The sequence below is a fragment of the Streptomyces sp. NPDC044719 genome, from assembly GCF_056433405.1.
Genome location: NZ_JBWKHE010000002.1, coordinates 594,150 through 608,794, shown reverse-complemented (window position 1 = coordinate 608,794; position 14,645 = coordinate 594,150). Strand labels below are relative to the sequence as shown.

The window sequence follows — 14,645 nt, the reverse complement described above, 5'->3', positions numbered from 1 at the left end:
ATTCAGCGGCGTACTCAATCGGCGACAAAAAACAGCGGGGATTCCATAATCCCGCCCATAACTCCCGGCAGGGGAAAGCGAATACGTTCGGGCCGTCCTTTTTCGCAGGCGCTGCACGCGCCTCACACGCGGAGGATCCCCCATGCGTATCCGTTTGTGTCTCGCCGCGCTCTCGCTGGCCGGCGGGTCCGGGCTCGTCACCCTCGCGGCTCCCCCGGCCTCGGCCGCGGCCTGCTCCGACGTGGAACTCGTCTCGGCACGCGGCACCTTCGAGCCCGGGACGCTCGGCTTCATCGTCGGCGACCCGGTGCTTTCCGCGCTGCAGAAGAAAGTAGCGGGCAAAAGCCTGACCAGCTACAAGGTGAACTATCCCGCGGACCTCTCGCCGACGTCCGCGGCGCAGGGAAATATGGATCTGGTGAACCATGTGAAGAGCCAGGCCGCGGCCTGCCCGAACCAGAAGTTCGTTCTCGTCGGCTATTCGCAGGGCGCGAACGTCGTCGACAACTCGATCGGCATCAGCAGCGCGGGCGCGGTGGTCGGCAGCCCCATCGTGGCCACGCTGCCCGCCGCGGTCGAGCCGAAGGTCTCCGCGGTGCTGCTGTTCGGCAACCCGATCCGGGCCCTCGGCAAGAGCGTCACCGGCACCTACCAGAGCCGCACCCTGGACCTGTGCGCCCAGGGCGACCCCGTCTGCGAGAACGGCGGGGGTGACGTCGGGGCGCATCTGAGCTACCGCGACGACGCCGACGCGGCCGCCACGTTCGCCGCGGGCAGGCTCTGAGCTTCACCGGCGCACCGAGGGGCCCGGGAGGAACTCCTCCCGGGCCCCGTTCCGGTGTCTAGCGGGGTGACCGGGCGAACCCGGCGAGGCTGGTGGAGACGATCTCGGGCCCGCCGTCGTTCTGCGTGGGCGCGGCGGTCAGCACGTCGAGGTGCTGGTAGCCGTCGGCGACCACGGGACGCAGCTCGGGCGGCACCCGGCCGGCCAGCAGTCCCTCGCCGGCGAGGACGGTGAGCACCGGGTTGGCGGTGAGCCCGCCCGGATGGACGAGGAGCTTCTTCACCTGCGGCGAGGTGCCGAGCTGGATGTCCGTGACCAGCTTGGTCGGGAAGTACTGCTCGGTGAAGTCCAGCGGCTGCTCGGCGAGGCTGCGGGCCAGTTGCCGTACGTCGGTGACCTCCTCGCCCGCACCGGTGAACGGGGTGCCGTCGGCCGACCGGTGTCCGGGGTCGTCGGGGTCGCCGACGCGGTCGTAGTTGCGCCAGGTGTAGAGCGGGCCCCGGGGCCGGTCCGGGATGGCCTTGTAGGCGGTGCCGTACAGACCGGGCTGCCGCGCACCGCCGTTGGCGACGGGGAAGCTCTTGTCGGCGATGGGCCCGCCGTCGAAGAAGCCGACGCTGGTCTGCAGGAACGCCAGCGGTACGGAGTTGTCGTCCAGCAGCGCCCCGAGCACCGCCCCGTTGGTGAGCCGGAAGTCCTTCACGGACGGCGTACCGCTGAGGAACGCGGCGGTGTCCTTGGCGAACAGGAAGCGGTTGGTGGCCTCGATGTTGAGGTCGGAGGGCAGATACCGGGGCAGGTCCGCCTCACCGTCGAGATCCTTGAGGGCACCGAGGCCCGCGATGCCGAGCAGGGTCATGGTCTCGGGGTTGAGCAGCACCGGCGCGGACAGTGTGCGCGACAGCAGTCCGCTGTCCAGACCGGCCTGGACCACGCCGTAACCGAGGCCGATGTCGGGCAGGTCGATGTCGTCGGGCAGGCTGCCGCTGAGGTCGGCGAGCGAGGTGGAGACGGTCGTGTCGAGGGCGAAGTAGCCGGCGCACTGGTTGTACCCGGCGTCGGCCGTGGTGGCCCGGTTTCCGTCGAAGTCGGCGACGGCGAAGTACCCGGTGATGATTCCGCCCAGCGAGTGCCCGCCGCACAGCAACTTCCGCTTGCGCAGGCCCTGGTCGGGCAACTCGGCGGCGAGCAGGTCGTACTGGTCCCGTACGGTCTGCTCGATCCCGAGCTTCGCCATCCAGCCCAGCTGCCCGTTGCCGACGTAGCCGTCGAAGGTCCGGCCGTCGACCTGCTTGCCGCGGTAGTAGTAGTCGACGGCGCTGTGCTGGTCGCCGGAGGCGATGCCGGTGCGGTCCTCCAGGCAGTTGGAGCGCCGGTCCAGGGCCCAGAACTCGATGTGCGCACCTTGCTCGGCGGCCCTGGTGACGGTGTTGCGGGCGACGCTGTCGAACGCTCCGGCTCCTTCCAGGATGCCGGGCTGGGCGATGAGGATCCGGTCCGCGCCGGCCGACTCGGCGGGCCCGCCGGCCGAGCGGTAGCGCAGATACGACAGCCAGTCGCACGCGGCCGGACGGGGCCCGGCCGATTCCGGCAGCGGTACCTTCACCCGTACGACCGTCTCGGTCACCCCGGTGACGGGGGACGTCGACGCGACCGGCGTCTCGGTCCGCGCCCCCTCGGCCCGGGCACCCGGGGCGGCGGCCGTGAGTGTCCCGGCGGTCAGCAGTACCGCGAGCGCGGCACCGCGCCACTTCCCTCTGCTCCGACTGCTCCTACGATTCATGTCCATGCCACGGACGCTAGGGCGGTGGCACGGCCACTCTCAGGGAGTGCTGATGAGAACTCAGCTTCCGGATGGCGGCTTGTCACCGGCGCACAGCGCGTCCGGCCCCCGGCGCGAGAAGGGGTCCGTACCGCTTCTGGACGCCACCGAGCTGCGGACCGGCCGTTTCGGGAGCATGGTGGGGCTATGGACGGTCAACCCCCTGTGGTCGTGCAGCCGCCCGCGACGGACGGCGGACGACTGGTGACCATCCACGGCGAGCGCATGGGCGTCGCCTACAGCCTGTTCGACGTACTGGACCTGCTGCACCGCGAGGGCCTGCCCACGGCCGACACGGCCGTCGACGACACCGAGCTGATCGAGTGGCAGGGCGGCGGCCCGTACGACTGGAACAACGGGGCGTCCGACGAGGCGTGAGCCTGCTCAGGCCGGCCCCGGATCCTCGTCCGACCCGGCCTCGGCCAACCCGTCGAGGCGGTCGCGCTGGGCAGGTGTCAGGTCGAGGGCCGCCGCGGCGAGGTTCTCCTCCAGGTGCTCGATCCGGGCCGTACCGGGGATCGGCAGGACGACCGGCGCACGGCCGAGGAGCCAGGCGAGCGCGACCTGCGTGGGCGTCGCCCCGAGCTCGGCCGCCACGGCGGCGATCTCGGCCTCGGCCCCGGCCTTCCCCCACGCCACGGGCCGCCACGGCAGGAAGGCGATACCGGCCGCCGCACACGCCGCGAGAACGGGCTCGTGCTCCCGGTCGAGCAGGTTGTAGCGGTTCTGCACGCTCACGACGTCGACGATCTCCCGGGCCTCGGCCAGCTCGTCGACGGTGATCTCCGACAGCCCGATCCGTCCGACCAGGCCCTCGGTCTGAAGCTCCCGCAGCGTGCCGAGCTGGTCGGCGAGCGGCGTGTCGGGGTCGATGCGGTGCAGCTGGAGCAGTTCGATCCGCTCGACCCGCAGCCGGCGCAGGGCCTGCTCGACCTGGTCGCGCAGGATCCCGGGCCGCCCGTCGAACTTCCACTCGCCTCCCGGGCCGGTACGCGCGACACCGACCTTCGTGGTGATCAGCAGCCCCTCCGGGTAGGGGTGCAGCGCCTCGGCGAGCAGCTCCTCGTTGGCTCCCTCGCCGTACAGGTGGGCCGTGTCGATCAGGGTGACGCCCAGCTCCACGGCCCGCCGGGCGACCGCGAGGGCGTTCTCCCGGTCGGGCCCGGGCTCGGTCGGCAGCTGCATGGCTCCGAAGCCGAGCCGGCGTACGTCCAGATCCCCGCCGATGCGGAAGGTGGTCGATGTCATGAGCCGTCTCCGTCCCCGTCTGCTCAAGTGCCAACGTTAACAAGTCGGTTGGCGTCCACTCCGGGCTCCGGGGCCCGTCTCGCACACCGCTCCCCCGCCCCCTGCGCGCTGCGCTCGGCGAGCCATTGTCGGTGCCCGGCGCTACGCTGCGCGCAAATGCCCCTTTTGCCCCTCCGGGAGGTTCACATGGTCACGCGCCTCAATCCGTACCTCACCTTCAACGGCGAAGCCCGGCAGGCGATGGAGTTCTACAAGGAGGTCTTCGGCGGCAACCTCACCCTCAACAGCTACGGCGACTTCGGCCAGGCGGACGCCCCGAACGCCGACAAGATCATGCACGGCATGCTGGAGACCACCAGCGGCTTCACCCTGATGGGCGCCGACAACCCGCCGGGCATGGAGTCCGCGCCGGGCAACCCCTTCTCCGTGAGCCTGAGCGGTGACGACGACGCGGAGCTGCGCGGCTACTGGGAGAAGCTGTCCGAGGGCGGCTCGGTGTCGGTGCCGCTGGAGAAGCAGATGTGGGGCGACGAGTTCGGCATGTGCACGGACCGCTTCGGCACCCCGTGGATGGTCAACATCGGCAGCCCGGAGAGCTGAGCGGAACCGAGCAGGACGGTCCAGGACCGTCCGCCCCGGGCCGCCCGCGCACGCCGCCCCCAGTCCGGCGCGCGCGGGCGGCTCCGCCGTGCCGGGCCCCGCGCAGGCCCGCCCCATGCCCGTCGCCCCCATTTTGTTGGTACGTCCTGACAAAGCTGTTGACATCGCCCGAAGGCGGCCGCATAGTACCTGCCACTAGAGCGCGCTAGTAACGCGCTCCAGCCACCGAGTACGCAGGAGTCCGCACCCAGGACCACCGCGGCCCCCGATACCGCCGCCGCCCAGGACACCCATGCACCACCCCGCCTCCCCGGACCGGGCGCGGCACCCTCTCCCCGCACAGTGAGGTGCACCCGACATGCGCAGACACCACAGACCCGCAGCCCTGACCGCCGCCGCCCTCGTGGGCGCGCTGCTCGCCGCCGGCTGCTCCAGCGGCTCCGGCGGGAAGCAGTCCGAGACCGGGGGCACCGACGCCGCGGCCGGCAAGGCCACCACCCCGCGGATGACCGTCGCCATGGTCACTCACGCGGCACCCGGCGACACCTTCTGGGACCTGATCCGCAAGGGCGCGCAGGCCGCTGCCGCGAAGGACAACATCAAGCTCGTCTACTCCAGCGACCCCGTCGCGGGCAACCAGGCCAACCTGGTGCAGAACGCCATCGACCAGAAGGTCGACGGCATCGCGCTCACCGCGGCCAAGCCGGACGCCATGAAGGGCGCGGTGGCCAAGGCCAAGGCGGCCGGCATCCCCGTCGTCGGCTTCAACTCCGGCCTGGACAACTGGAAGGAACTCGGCATGCTCGAGTACTTCGGCCAGGACGAGAACATCGCCGGCCAGGCCTTCGGTGAGCGCCTCAACCAGCTGGGCGCCAAGCACGCCGTCTGCGTGATCCAGGAACAGGGCCAGGTCGCGCTGGAGGCACGCTGCGCCGGCCTGAAGAAGGGCTTCAATGGCACCACGGAGAACCTGTACGTCAACGGCACCGACATGCCCTCCGTGAAGTCGACCCTGACCGCCAAGCTCCAGAAGGACTCCACCATCGACCAGGTGGTCACGCTCGGCGCCCCGATCGCCCTGACCGCCGTGCAGTCGGTACGGGACGCGGGCAGCGAGGCCGAGGTCGCCACCTTCGACCTCAACAAGGACCTTGTCACCGCCGTCCAGGGCGGCGACATCGAGTTCGCCGTCGACCAGCAGCCCTACCTCCAGGGCTACCTCGCCGTCGACGCACTGTGGCTGTACAGGACGAACGGCAACTTGAGCGGCGGCGGCACGGCCCCCGTACTCACCGGCCCCGCGTTCATCACGAAGGACAACGCCGACACCATCGCGGAGTTCGCGAAGAAGGGGACGCGCTAGAGCGGGCGGGTCCTTGGGCGGCCCTGGGCGGCCTTGGCGGCGTACCTACTCCGCCGGGGCCGGCCCGCTGGTTCCCCGTACCACCAGCTTCGGGTCCAGCACCGCTTCACGCGGCGGCAGTTCTTCGTTCTCCAGCCGCTCGACGGCGAAGCGGACGGCGTGTTCGGCCATCAGGACCGCGTCCTGACGGACCGTGGTCAGGCCGATCGGCATCAGATGGGAGAGGTGGCTGTCGTCGTAGCCGACGACGGACAGATCGCGCGGGACCTCGATGCCCGCCCGGGTGAGGGACATCAGCAGACCCATCGCACAGCGGTCGTTGCCGGCGAGCACCGCGGTCGGCAACGGCCGTCCGCTGTCACGCTCGGCCAGCAGCAGACGGCCGGTCTCGACACCGGACTCCTCCGTGTGACGGCCGGGAATCACCCGGGCCCCGGCCTCCAGCCCGTGGCGGCGCATCGCGGCACGGTAGGCACGCCGCCGCTCCGCCGAACCGGGACCGCGTCCGCCGTCGATGTGCACGATCCGGCGGTGCCCCAGCTCCACCAGATAGTCCATGGCCTGCCGGACGCCTTTGCCCTCGGCGGAGTGCACGAAGTCGACCTGCGCCTGGGGCACGCGGCGGCTGACCGAGACCGTGACCGTGCGCCGGCCGAGCTCGCCGAGGTAGCCGGGCTGGGCGTCCGGGCCGAGCAGGATCACCGCCTCGCAGCGGTGGCTGAGCAGCGCCTCGACCGCCTTCGCCTCGCTGCGCCCCTGGGTGGACCCGGAGAGCAGGACGTCGTACCCGAGCCGCTCGGCCTCGGGATAGATGCCGGTGATGAGATCCGTGTGGAAGGTCTGGTGCACGGCGAACATGACGCCGAGCGTGCGACTGCGGCCACGGGCCAGCAGCCGGGCCGCGCTGTCGGGCCGGTATCCGATCTCGTCGGCCACGCGCAGGACCCGCTCCCGCGTCTCCCGGCCGGCTCCCGCCTGGTTGCGGAAGATGATCGACACGAGCGCGCGGGAGACCCCCGCCTTCTCGGCGACGTCCGCCATCGTGGGCCGCTGTTTGCCCGATGCATCCACCTGTGAACCCACCCTCCGACGGCGCCCACCTTACGGGGTGCCCCGCGCGGGGATCCGGCCATGGGGCCCCGCAATCATCCAGCAACAACCTATTGACATGACATTTGGACAGGGGTCATCGTACTCGACTAGAGCGCGCTAGTAGCGCGCGTCACATCGCTCAGGCACCCTCCCCCTCTCCCTCAAGGACACTGACCATGGCAACGGCGCCCGTCCCCCTCCGTACCACTGTCGGCAACCTGTGCCTCGGCTCCGCCCCCGACTCCTGGGGGGTGTGGTTCCCCGAGGACGAGCACCAGGTGCCGTACACCCGCTTCCTCGACGAGCTGGTCCAGGCGGGCTACGAGTGGCTGGAGCTCGGCCCGTACGGCTATCTGCCCACCGATCCGCAGCGGCTGAGGGCCGAACTGGACGCCCGGGGCCTGAAGGTCTCCGGCGGTACCGCGTTCGGCGCGCTGCACCGGCCCGAGGCGTGGGACGAGATGCTCGCCCATGTCCGGCGGGTCGCCACGCTGACCGCTGCCGCGGGGGCACATCATCTCGTCTTCATCCCGCCCATGTACCGGGACGAGAAGACGGGCGCGTTCACCGAGCCGCCCGAGCTGACCGCCCAGCAGTGGGCCGGGTTCGGCCGGGCCGCCGACCGGCTGGGCAGGCTGCTGCTGGAGGAGTACGACGTACGGCTGGTCGTCCATCCGCACGCCGACAGCCACATCCAGACGCAGGCGGAGATCGAGCGGCTGCTCAACGAGTCCGACAGCCGGTACACGAACCTGTGTCTGGACACGGGGCACGTGGCGTACGGCGGTGGGGACAACCTCGATCTGATCCGCCGGTTCGGTGAGCGGGTCGGCTATGTGCACATCAAGCAGATGGATCCGGAGATCCTGGCGCAGGTCGCGGCCGAGAACCTGTCCTTCGGTGAGGCCGTGCAGCGCGGGGTGTGCGTGTCGCCGCCGGCCGGGGTGCCGAACCCGGCCGAGGTGGTGGCTGAACTGGCCGGGCTCGACGCCGAGTTGTTCGTGATCGTCGAGCAGGACCTGTACCCGTGCGCTCCCGAGGTGCCGCTGCCCATCGCGGTCAGCACCCGTGAGCACCTGGCCGGCTGCGGTCTTTCGGGTACCCGCCGCCCCGCCATCGACAGGTAAGGAGCGGCCATGGACGTCAGGGACGACACGACACCATCCTCCGACCCGGCCCCGGCCACCGGCGTCGCGGACGAGACCCCGCCGGCGGTCTCCCGGCGGCTGCGGATGATCACCATCATCGCCACGTTCGGTGGTCTGCTCTTCGGCTACGACACGGGTGTCATCAACGGCGCCCTGCCCTATATGACCGACGACCTCGGCCTGACCCCGGTCACCGAGGGCATGGTCACCAGCTCGCTGCTGCTGGGTGCCGCGCTGGGCGCGGTAACCGGCGGCCGGTTGTCGGACGCGCGCGGAAGGCGGCGCAACATCCTGCTGCTGGCCGTGCTGTTCTTCGTCGGCGCGCTCGGCTGCACGCTCGCCCCGACGACCGAGGTGATGATCGTGGCGCGCTTCGTGCTCGGTCTCGCGGTCGGCGGCGCGTCGGTGACGGTGCCGGTGTATCTCGCGGAGGTGTCGCCCGCCGAGCGGCGCGGCGCTCTCGTCACCCGCAACGAGCTGATGATCGTCTCCGGTCAGCTGCTGGCTTTCACGTCCAACGCGATCATCGCGCGGCTCGGCGGCGAGTCCGGCGGGGTGTGGCGCTGGATGCTGGTCATCGCCACGCTGCCGGCGGTGGTGCTCTGGTTCGGCATGCTGGTGATGCCGGAGAGCCCGCGCTGGCTGGCCTCCCAGAGCCGTTTCGGCGAGGCCCTCGAAGTCCTCAAGCAGGTGCGGTCGCAGGCCCGGGCCGAGGCCGAGCTGAAGGAGGTCTCCGCGCTCGCCGTCAAGGACGAGCAGGAGAAGCTCGGCGGCTGGCAGGACATCAAGAGCACGCCGTGGGTGCGGAAGCTGATGTTCGTCGGGTTCGGCATCGCGATCGTGCAGCAGATCACCGGCGTCAACACGATCATGTACTACGGCACGCAGATCCTCACCGACGCCGGCTTCGCCGCGGACAGCGCGCTGACGGCGAACATCGCCAACGGTGTGATCTCGGTGCTGGCCACCTTCGTCGGCATCTGGCTGCTCGGCCGGGTCAATCGCCGGCCGATGCTGATGACCGGTCAGCTCGGCACGACCGTGGCCCTGTTGCTGATCGGCGTGTTCTCCCTGGTGCTGCCCTCCGGTGATCCGCGGGCGTTCGCGGTGCTCGCGATGACGGTCACGTTCCTCGCCTTCCAGCAGGGCGCGATCTCGCCGGTGACCTGGCTGATGCTGTCGGAGATCTTCCCGATGCGGATGCGCGGCTTCGGCATGGGTGTCGCGGCCGTGGTGCTGTGGCTGACCAACTTCGTGATCGGCCTCGTCTTCCCGTCCCTGGTCTCCGGGATCGGGATCTCCAACACCTTCTTCCTGTTCGTGGTGGCGGGCCTGCTGTCCCTCACCTTCGTGAAGCTCTACGTCCCCGAGACCAAGGGCCGCACTCTCGAGTCGCTCGAGGCCGAGCTCCGGACGCGCTTTTCCTGATCATCCTTCGAGGAGTTCTTCATGACCGTACGTGTAGGCGTCATCGGCGCCGGAATGATCGGCCAGGACCACGCCCGGCGGCTCACCGAGGTCGTCACCGGGGCGGCCGTCACGGCGGTGGCCGATGTCGACACCGGGCGTGCCGCCGAGGTGGCGGCCCGGCTCGGTGCCACCGCGGTGCCCACCGGCGCTGATCTGGTCGCCTCCCCCGATGTGGACGCCGTTCTCGTCACCTCGTGGGGGCCGACCCACGCCGAGCACGTCCTGAACGCGATCGCGGCCGGCAAGCCGGTGTTCTGCGAGAAGCCGCTGGCCACGACCGCGGAGGACTGTCTGCGGATCGTCGAGGCCGAGCGGGCGCACGGCCGCAGGCTGGTGCAGGTCGGCTTCATGCGCCGCTTCGACGCCGGGTACCGGCAGATGAAGGAGGTCCTGTCGACCGGTTCGCTCGGGGCCCCGCTGATCGTGCACTGCGCCCACCGCAACCCGACCGTCCCGGAGTCGTACCACTCCGCGATGGCCGCCCAGGACACGGCCGTGCACGAGATCGACGTGCTGCGCTGGCTGCTCGACGACGAGATCGTCTCCGCGCAGGTGGTCACCCCGCGCGCCACGAGCAAGCGGTTCGGGCACCTCAAGGACCCGCAGATCATGGTCTTCGAGACGAGCGAGGGCGTCCGTATCGACCTGGAGGTCTTCGTCAACTGCCAGTACGGCTACGACATCCAGTGCGAGGTCGTGGGCGAGGACGGCCTGGTCCGGCTGCCGGACCCGGCGGCCGTCGGGATCCGCACCGCGGCCCGGCACGGCACGGGCGTGCTGCAGGACTGGAAGGACCGGTTCGCTGAGGCCTTCGACACCGAGTTCCGCGAGTGGGTCGCCGCCGTGGCGGCCGGTACCGAGCCCACCGGCCCCTCCGCTTGGGACGGTTACGCCGCCACCGTCATCACCGACGCCACCGTCCGGTCCCTGGAGTCCGGTGGCGGAGAGATCGTCACCGTCGACATGAAGCCCCGCCCCGCGTTCTACGGAGGCACCGCGTGAAGATCGCCCTCGACCCGTACATGTTCCGTGCCCTGCCGATCAACGAGATGGTGCGCACGGTCGCCGAACTCGGCTACGAATACATCGAGTTGTCGCCCCGCGAGGACTTCATGCCGTTCTTCCTGCACCCGCGGGCGGACGACGCGCGGGTGGCGGAGCTGAAGCAGTCGCTGCGCAGGCACGGCGTGCAACTGTCCTCGGTACTGCCGCTGTACAAATGGTCCTCACCGGACGAGACCGAGCGGCAGACGGCCGTCCGCTACTGGAAGCGGATGATCGAGATCACCGTGGATCTCGAATGCCCGCTGATGAACTCGGAGTTCAACGGCCGGCCCGAACGCGCCGCGGAGAGCGAGTCCGCCTTCTGGCGTTCGCTGGAGGAGCTGCTGCCGGTCTTCGAGCGGGAGGGCCTCGCCCTGAACCTGGAGGCCCACCCGGACGACTTCTGCGAGGAGAACACCCCGGCCGTCGATCTCGTCCGCGCGATCAACAAGCCGTGGGTGAACTACCTGTACTGCGCCCCGCACACCTTCCATCTCTCGGGCTCCGACCCGACGGCGGACATCGCGGCGATGATGCGCTACGCCGGTGACAGGCTCCAGCACGTGCATGTCGCGGACTCCTTCAACCACAAGGGCTCCAGCGGTCTGCGGTACATCCTCAACCCGCCGGGCACGCCGGCCCGGATCCATCAGCACCTCGACATCGGTCAGGGCGAGGTCGACTGGGACACCTTCTTCGGCACTCTGCGCGAGCTGGGCTTCGACGGTGTCGCCACGTCCTGTGTCTTCGCCTGGGAGGAGCGGGCCCGGGAATCGTCGGCGTTCATGCTGGACCGGATCCGGAAGGAACTCGCGGGCTCGTGAGGACGACGAGCTGCCGGGTCGCCCGGGTCATCGCGACATAGCGGTCGACCGCTCCCTCGACGCCGGTGCCGAAGTCCTCCGGGTCGACGAGGACGACCAGGTCGAACTCCAGCCCCTTCGACAGCTCCGGGGTCAGCGACCGGACGCGTGACGAAGGGGGCCGGAAGGCGGGATCGCCGATGACACAGGCGATCCCGTCGTCATGGGCGGCCAGCCAGGTGTCGAGGACCGAGTTCAGCTCGGCGGCGGCTCCGTGGACGACGGGGACGCCGCCGCTGCGGATGGAGGCCGGCACGTTGGCGTCCGGGAGCACGGCCCGGATGACCGGCTCGGCCTCCGTCATGATCTCCTCCGGCGTGCGGTAGTTGATGCTCAGCGAGGCGAGGTCGATCCGGTCGAACCCGACCCGTTCGAGCCGTTCCCGCCACGACTCCGTGAAGCCGTGGCGGGCCTGGGCGCGGTCCCCGACGATGGTGAAGCTCCGGGACGGGCAGCGCAGCAGCAGCATCTGCCACTCCGCGTCCGTCAGTTCCTGTGCCTCGTCCACGACGATGTGCGCGAAGGGGCCGGCGAGCCGGTCCGGGTCGGCGGCGGCCAGGGCGGTTTCGTCCACGAGGGAGTTGCGCATGTCCTGTCCGTGCAGCATGACCAGCACACCTTCGCCGTCGTCATGGCTGTGGGCCTCGAGCAGATCGTCGATGACCCTGCCCATGCGCTCGCGTTCGGTGGCCACGACGGCGTCGTTTTGGCGCTTGCGGCGGGACGCCTCCGGGTCGCCGAGCCGTTGCCGTGCGGCGTCCAGGATCGGCAGGTCGGACACGGTCCAGGCCCGGGCGTTCGCGCGCTGCAGTGTCCGGACCTCGTCCCGGCTGAGCCAGGGCGCGCACATCCGCAGATAGGCGGGCACCGACCACAGGTCCGACACGAGGTCGGCCGCTTCGAGCAGCGGCCACGCGCGGTCGAAGACGGTGCGCAGTTCCCTGTTCCGCGACAGCGATCCGTGCAGGAGGTCCGCCGGCACGTCGCCGTCGTGCTTGTCCTGGAGGATCGTGAGCAGTTCCTCCCAGACCTGGTCGCGCGCCTCGTTGTGCGGAGTGCCGGGTTCCGCCGCTGCGAAGGCCACGGCCCAGTCGCGGGCTTTGAGGTGGACGTCGGACCAGTGGGTCGTGATCGTCATCGCCTCGGTGGGCGGCTCCTCGTAGAACGTGACGGCCTTCTCGATCGCCCTCACCATGTCCGCGGACGACTTCAGGCGTGCCACGTCCGGGTCGGTCTCGGTCCCCGCCTCGGCTCCCTCGTCGACGAGGTCCCGCAGGACGCAGGTCTGCACGCCCTCCTCGCCGAGGCCGGGCAGGACGTCGGAGACGTAGGACAGATAGGGCCGGTGCGGGCCGACGAAGAGCACACCGCCCCGGCGGTGCTGCCCGAGGCGGGGGTCGGAGTAGAGGAGGTAGGCGGAGCGGTGCAGGGCGACGACGGTCTTGCCGGTGCCCGGGCCGCCGTCGACGACGAGGGCACCGCGGGAGCCCGCGCGGATGATGGCGTCCTGGTCGGCCTGGATGGTGCCGAGCACGTCCCGCATCCGGGGTGAGCGGTCGGTGCCGAGGCTGGCGATGAAGGCGGACTGGTCGTCGAGCGCGGCGTGCCCGGAGATGCCGTCCGCGGTGAACACCTCGTCCCAGTAGTCACTGATCCGGCCGCCGGTCCAGCGGTACCTGCGGCGGCTCGCCAGGCCCATCGGGTCGGCGTGGGTGGCTCCGAAGAACGGCTCGGCGGCGGGGGAACGCCAGTCGACCAGGAGCCGGCGGCCCTCGCTGTCCGTGAGGCCGAGTCGTCCCACGTACACGGGCTCGGAGTCGTCGGCCCCGACCATGTGCCCGAGGCACACGTCCAGTCCGAAGCGGCGCAGTGCGCGCAGGCGGGTGGTCAGCCGGTGGATCTCCGCGTCCCGGTCCATCGCCTGCCTGCCCTTGCCGCCGGGTGCCCTGCGCTCGGCCTCCAGCCGGTCGGTCAGTTCGGCGATCGACTGCTCCAAGCACTCGGCGACGGCGGCGAAGTGCCGCTCGTCCCCGGCGATCAGCACGGGGTCGGCCTTGTGCGAGAGGCGGTCCGGAAGATCGAACGCGCTCGTGGTCAGGGGGGTCACGTCATGCTCCCGTTTCCGCAGGTCCTGGGCTCAGGCCGGACAGTTTGCGGCACCATGGGGGCCTTGCCGCAAGACCCCCCGTGCGCTATAAGTTGAGAGTGGCAAGGAGACGACTCCTTGCCTTTCTTGTTGCCTTTCTCGCTGTGCGGCCCTCCCGGCCGCCCGTCCTCTCCGTGTGGCACTCTCTTCGTTCAGGCACCCGTGGAGAGGCGGCGGCATGCGGACAGGACTGCTGGGCACCGGACCGTGGGCGCGGATGGCCCACGCGCCCGCACTGAGCGGGCACGAGGAGCTGGACTTCGCCGGGGTGTGGGGCCGCCGCCCCGAAGCCGCCAAGGAGCTGGCCGAGCGGCACGGTGTGCGGGCGTACGACGACGCCGACGAGCTGTTCGCCGACGTGGACGCCGTCGCCGTGGCGCTGCCTCCGCAGGTGCAGGCCGGGCTGGCCGCGCGTGCGGCCCGGGCGGGGTGCCATCTGCTGCTCGACAAGCCTCTCGCGCCGACTGTGGAGCAGGGGCGGGCCGTGGTCGAGGCCGTCGAGGAGGCGGGGGTCGCCTCGGTCGTGTTCTTCACGACGCGCTTCCAGCCCGGGCCGGAGGCGTGGATCACCGAGCAGGCGGGAGTGCCGGGCTGGTTCACGGGGTGGGCGCAGTGGCTCGGGGCCGTGTTCACCAGCGAGAGCCCCTTCGCGACACCGTGGCGGCGGGAGAAGGGCGCCCTGTGGGACGTCGGGCCGCACGCCCTGTCCGTGCTGCTGCCGGTGCTGGGCGACGTGCGGCGCGTGGCGGCCGCCGCCTACGGTCCCGGAGACACGGCGCATGTCGTCCTCGATCACGCCGGTGGCGCGTCGAGCACCCTCACCCTGAGCCTGACGGCGCCGCCCGCGGCGGCCGGTGCCGCACTGGAGTTGAGGGGGGAGGCCGGGGTCGCTGTCCTGCCGGAGAGTTCCGACGGAGCGGTGCCGGCCCTGATGCGGGCCGTGGACGCTTTGCTCACCTCGGCCCGCACCGGCCGCCCGCACGCGTGCGACGCGGCGTTCGGCCTCCGTGTCACGGAGATCCTCACGGCGGCCGACGACCTGCTGAACGGCGGCGCACGCTAGTC

General features: G+C 70.7%; 13 protein-coding genes. 9 read left to right on the top strand and 4 right to left on the bottom strand.

Features of this window, described 5'->3' with window-relative positions:
• Positions 1 to 142 precede the first annotated feature (142 nt).
• Complete coding sequence (locus AC07DF_RS09520; RefSeq protein ID WP_478968643.1) at positions 143 to 784, top strand: cutinase family protein; 642 nt, start codon at positions 143 to 145, stop codon at positions 782 to 784.
• A 58-nt stretch (positions 785 to 842) separates the two neighbouring features.
• Here AC07DF_RS09520 and AC07DF_RS09515 read toward each other — a convergent pair whose 3' ends face one another.
• A complete protein-coding gene (locus AC07DF_RS09515) occupies positions 843 to 2,567 on the bottom strand; it encodes a hypothetical protein (RefSeq protein ID WP_478969480.1) in 1,725 nt (574 codons plus the stop codon).
• A gap of 186 nt (positions 2,568 to 2,753) precedes the next feature.
• Between AC07DF_RS09515 and AC07DF_RS09510 the strand changes: the two genes are divergently transcribed.
• Positions 2,754 to 2,984 (top strand): hypothetical protein, encoded by a 231-nt coding sequence (locus AC07DF_RS09510; RefSeq protein WP_358609388.1) that lies wholly within the window; start codon positions 2,754 to 2,756, stop codon positions 2,982 to 2,984.
• Between the two features lie 6 nt (positions 2,985 to 2,990).
• Here the strand turns inward: AC07DF_RS09510 and AC07DF_RS09505 are convergent, their stop codons facing one another.
• Positions 2,991 to 3,854, bottom strand: coding sequence for an aldo/keto reductase (locus AC07DF_RS09505; protein ID WP_478968640.1), 864 nt, complete (start codon positions 3,852 to 3,854; stop codon positions 2,991 to 2,993).
• Positions 3,855 to 4,040: 186 nt separating this feature from the next.
• On the opposite strand from AC07DF_RS09505, the gene AC07DF_RS09500 reads away from it, so the two are divergent.
• Both AC07DF_RS09500 and AC07DF_RS09495 read left to right on the top strand, forming a co-directional pair.
• Positions 4,041 to 4,454 (top strand): VOC family protein, encoded by a 414-nt coding sequence (locus AC07DF_RS09500; RefSeq protein ID WP_478968636.1) that lies wholly within the window; start codon positions 4,041 to 4,043, stop codon positions 4,452 to 4,454.
• 358 nt (positions 4,455 to 4,812) lie between these two features.
• On the top strand, positions 4,813 to 5,817 hold the full coding sequence (locus AC07DF_RS09495; RefSeq protein ID WP_478968633.1) for a substrate-binding domain-containing protein: 1,005 nt from the start codon (positions 4,813 to 4,815) through the stop codon (positions 5,815 to 5,817).
• Positions 5,818 to 5,862: 45 nt separating this feature from the next.
• Here AC07DF_RS09495 and AC07DF_RS09490 read toward each other — a convergent pair whose 3' ends face one another.
• Positions 5,863 to 6,858: a LacI family DNA-binding transcriptional regulator gene (locus AC07DF_RS09490; RefSeq protein WP_478969478.1), complete on the bottom strand. Its 996-nt coding sequence runs from the start codon at positions 6,856 to 6,858 to the stop codon at positions 5,863 to 5,865.
• A 227-nt stretch (positions 6,859 to 7,085) separates the two neighbouring features.
• Between AC07DF_RS09490 and AC07DF_RS09485 the strand changes: the two genes are divergently transcribed.
• Genes AC07DF_RS09485 through AC07DF_RS09470 form a run of 4 tightly spaced genes read left to right on the top strand, consistent with a single transcriptional unit; the run spans position 7,086 to position 11,395 of the window.
• Positions 7,086 to 8,036: a TIM barrel protein gene (locus tag AC07DF_RS09485; protein WP_478968631.1), complete on the top strand. Its 951-nt coding sequence runs from the start codon at positions 7,086 to 7,088 to the stop codon at positions 8,034 to 8,036.
• Positions 8,037 to 8,045: 9 nt separating this feature from the next.
• On the top strand, positions 8,046 to 9,485 hold the full coding sequence (locus tag AC07DF_RS09480) for a sugar porter family MFS transporter (RefSeq protein WP_478968627.1): 1,440 nt from the start codon (positions 8,046 to 8,048) through the stop codon (positions 9,483 to 9,485).
• Between the two features lie 21 nt (positions 9,486 to 9,506).
• Positions 9,507 to 10,529: a Gfo/Idh/MocA family protein gene (locus tag AC07DF_RS09475; RefSeq protein WP_478968625.1), complete on the top strand. Its 1,023-nt coding sequence runs from the start codon at positions 9,507 to 9,509 to the stop codon at positions 10,527 to 10,529.
• On the top strand, positions 10,526 to 11,395 hold the full coding sequence (locus AC07DF_RS09470; protein WP_478968622.1) for a sugar phosphate isomerase/epimerase family protein: 870 nt from the start codon (positions 10,526 to 10,528) through the stop codon (positions 11,393 to 11,395). Before AC07DF_RS09475 ends, AC07DF_RS09470 begins: the two co-directional genes overlap by 4 nt.
• Here the strand turns inward: AC07DF_RS09470 and helR are convergent.
• A complete protein-coding gene (gene helR, locus AC07DF_RS09465; protein ID WP_478968620.1) occupies positions 11,355 to 13,541 on the bottom strand; it encodes an RNA polymerase recycling motor ATPase HelR in 2,187 nt (728 codons plus the stop codon). The two genes, AC07DF_RS09470 and helR, sit on opposite strands and share 41 nt — an antisense overlap.
• 217 nt (positions 13,542 to 13,758) lie before the next feature.
• Here helR and AC07DF_RS09460 point away from each other — a divergent pair, with 217 nt between their 5' ends.
• Positions 13,759 to 14,643, top strand: coding sequence for a Gfo/Idh/MocA family protein (locus tag AC07DF_RS09460; RefSeq protein ID WP_478968618.1), 885 nt, complete (start codon positions 13,759 to 13,761; stop codon positions 14,641 to 14,643).
• The last annotated feature ends 2 nt before the right edge of the window (positions 14,644 to 14,645 follow it).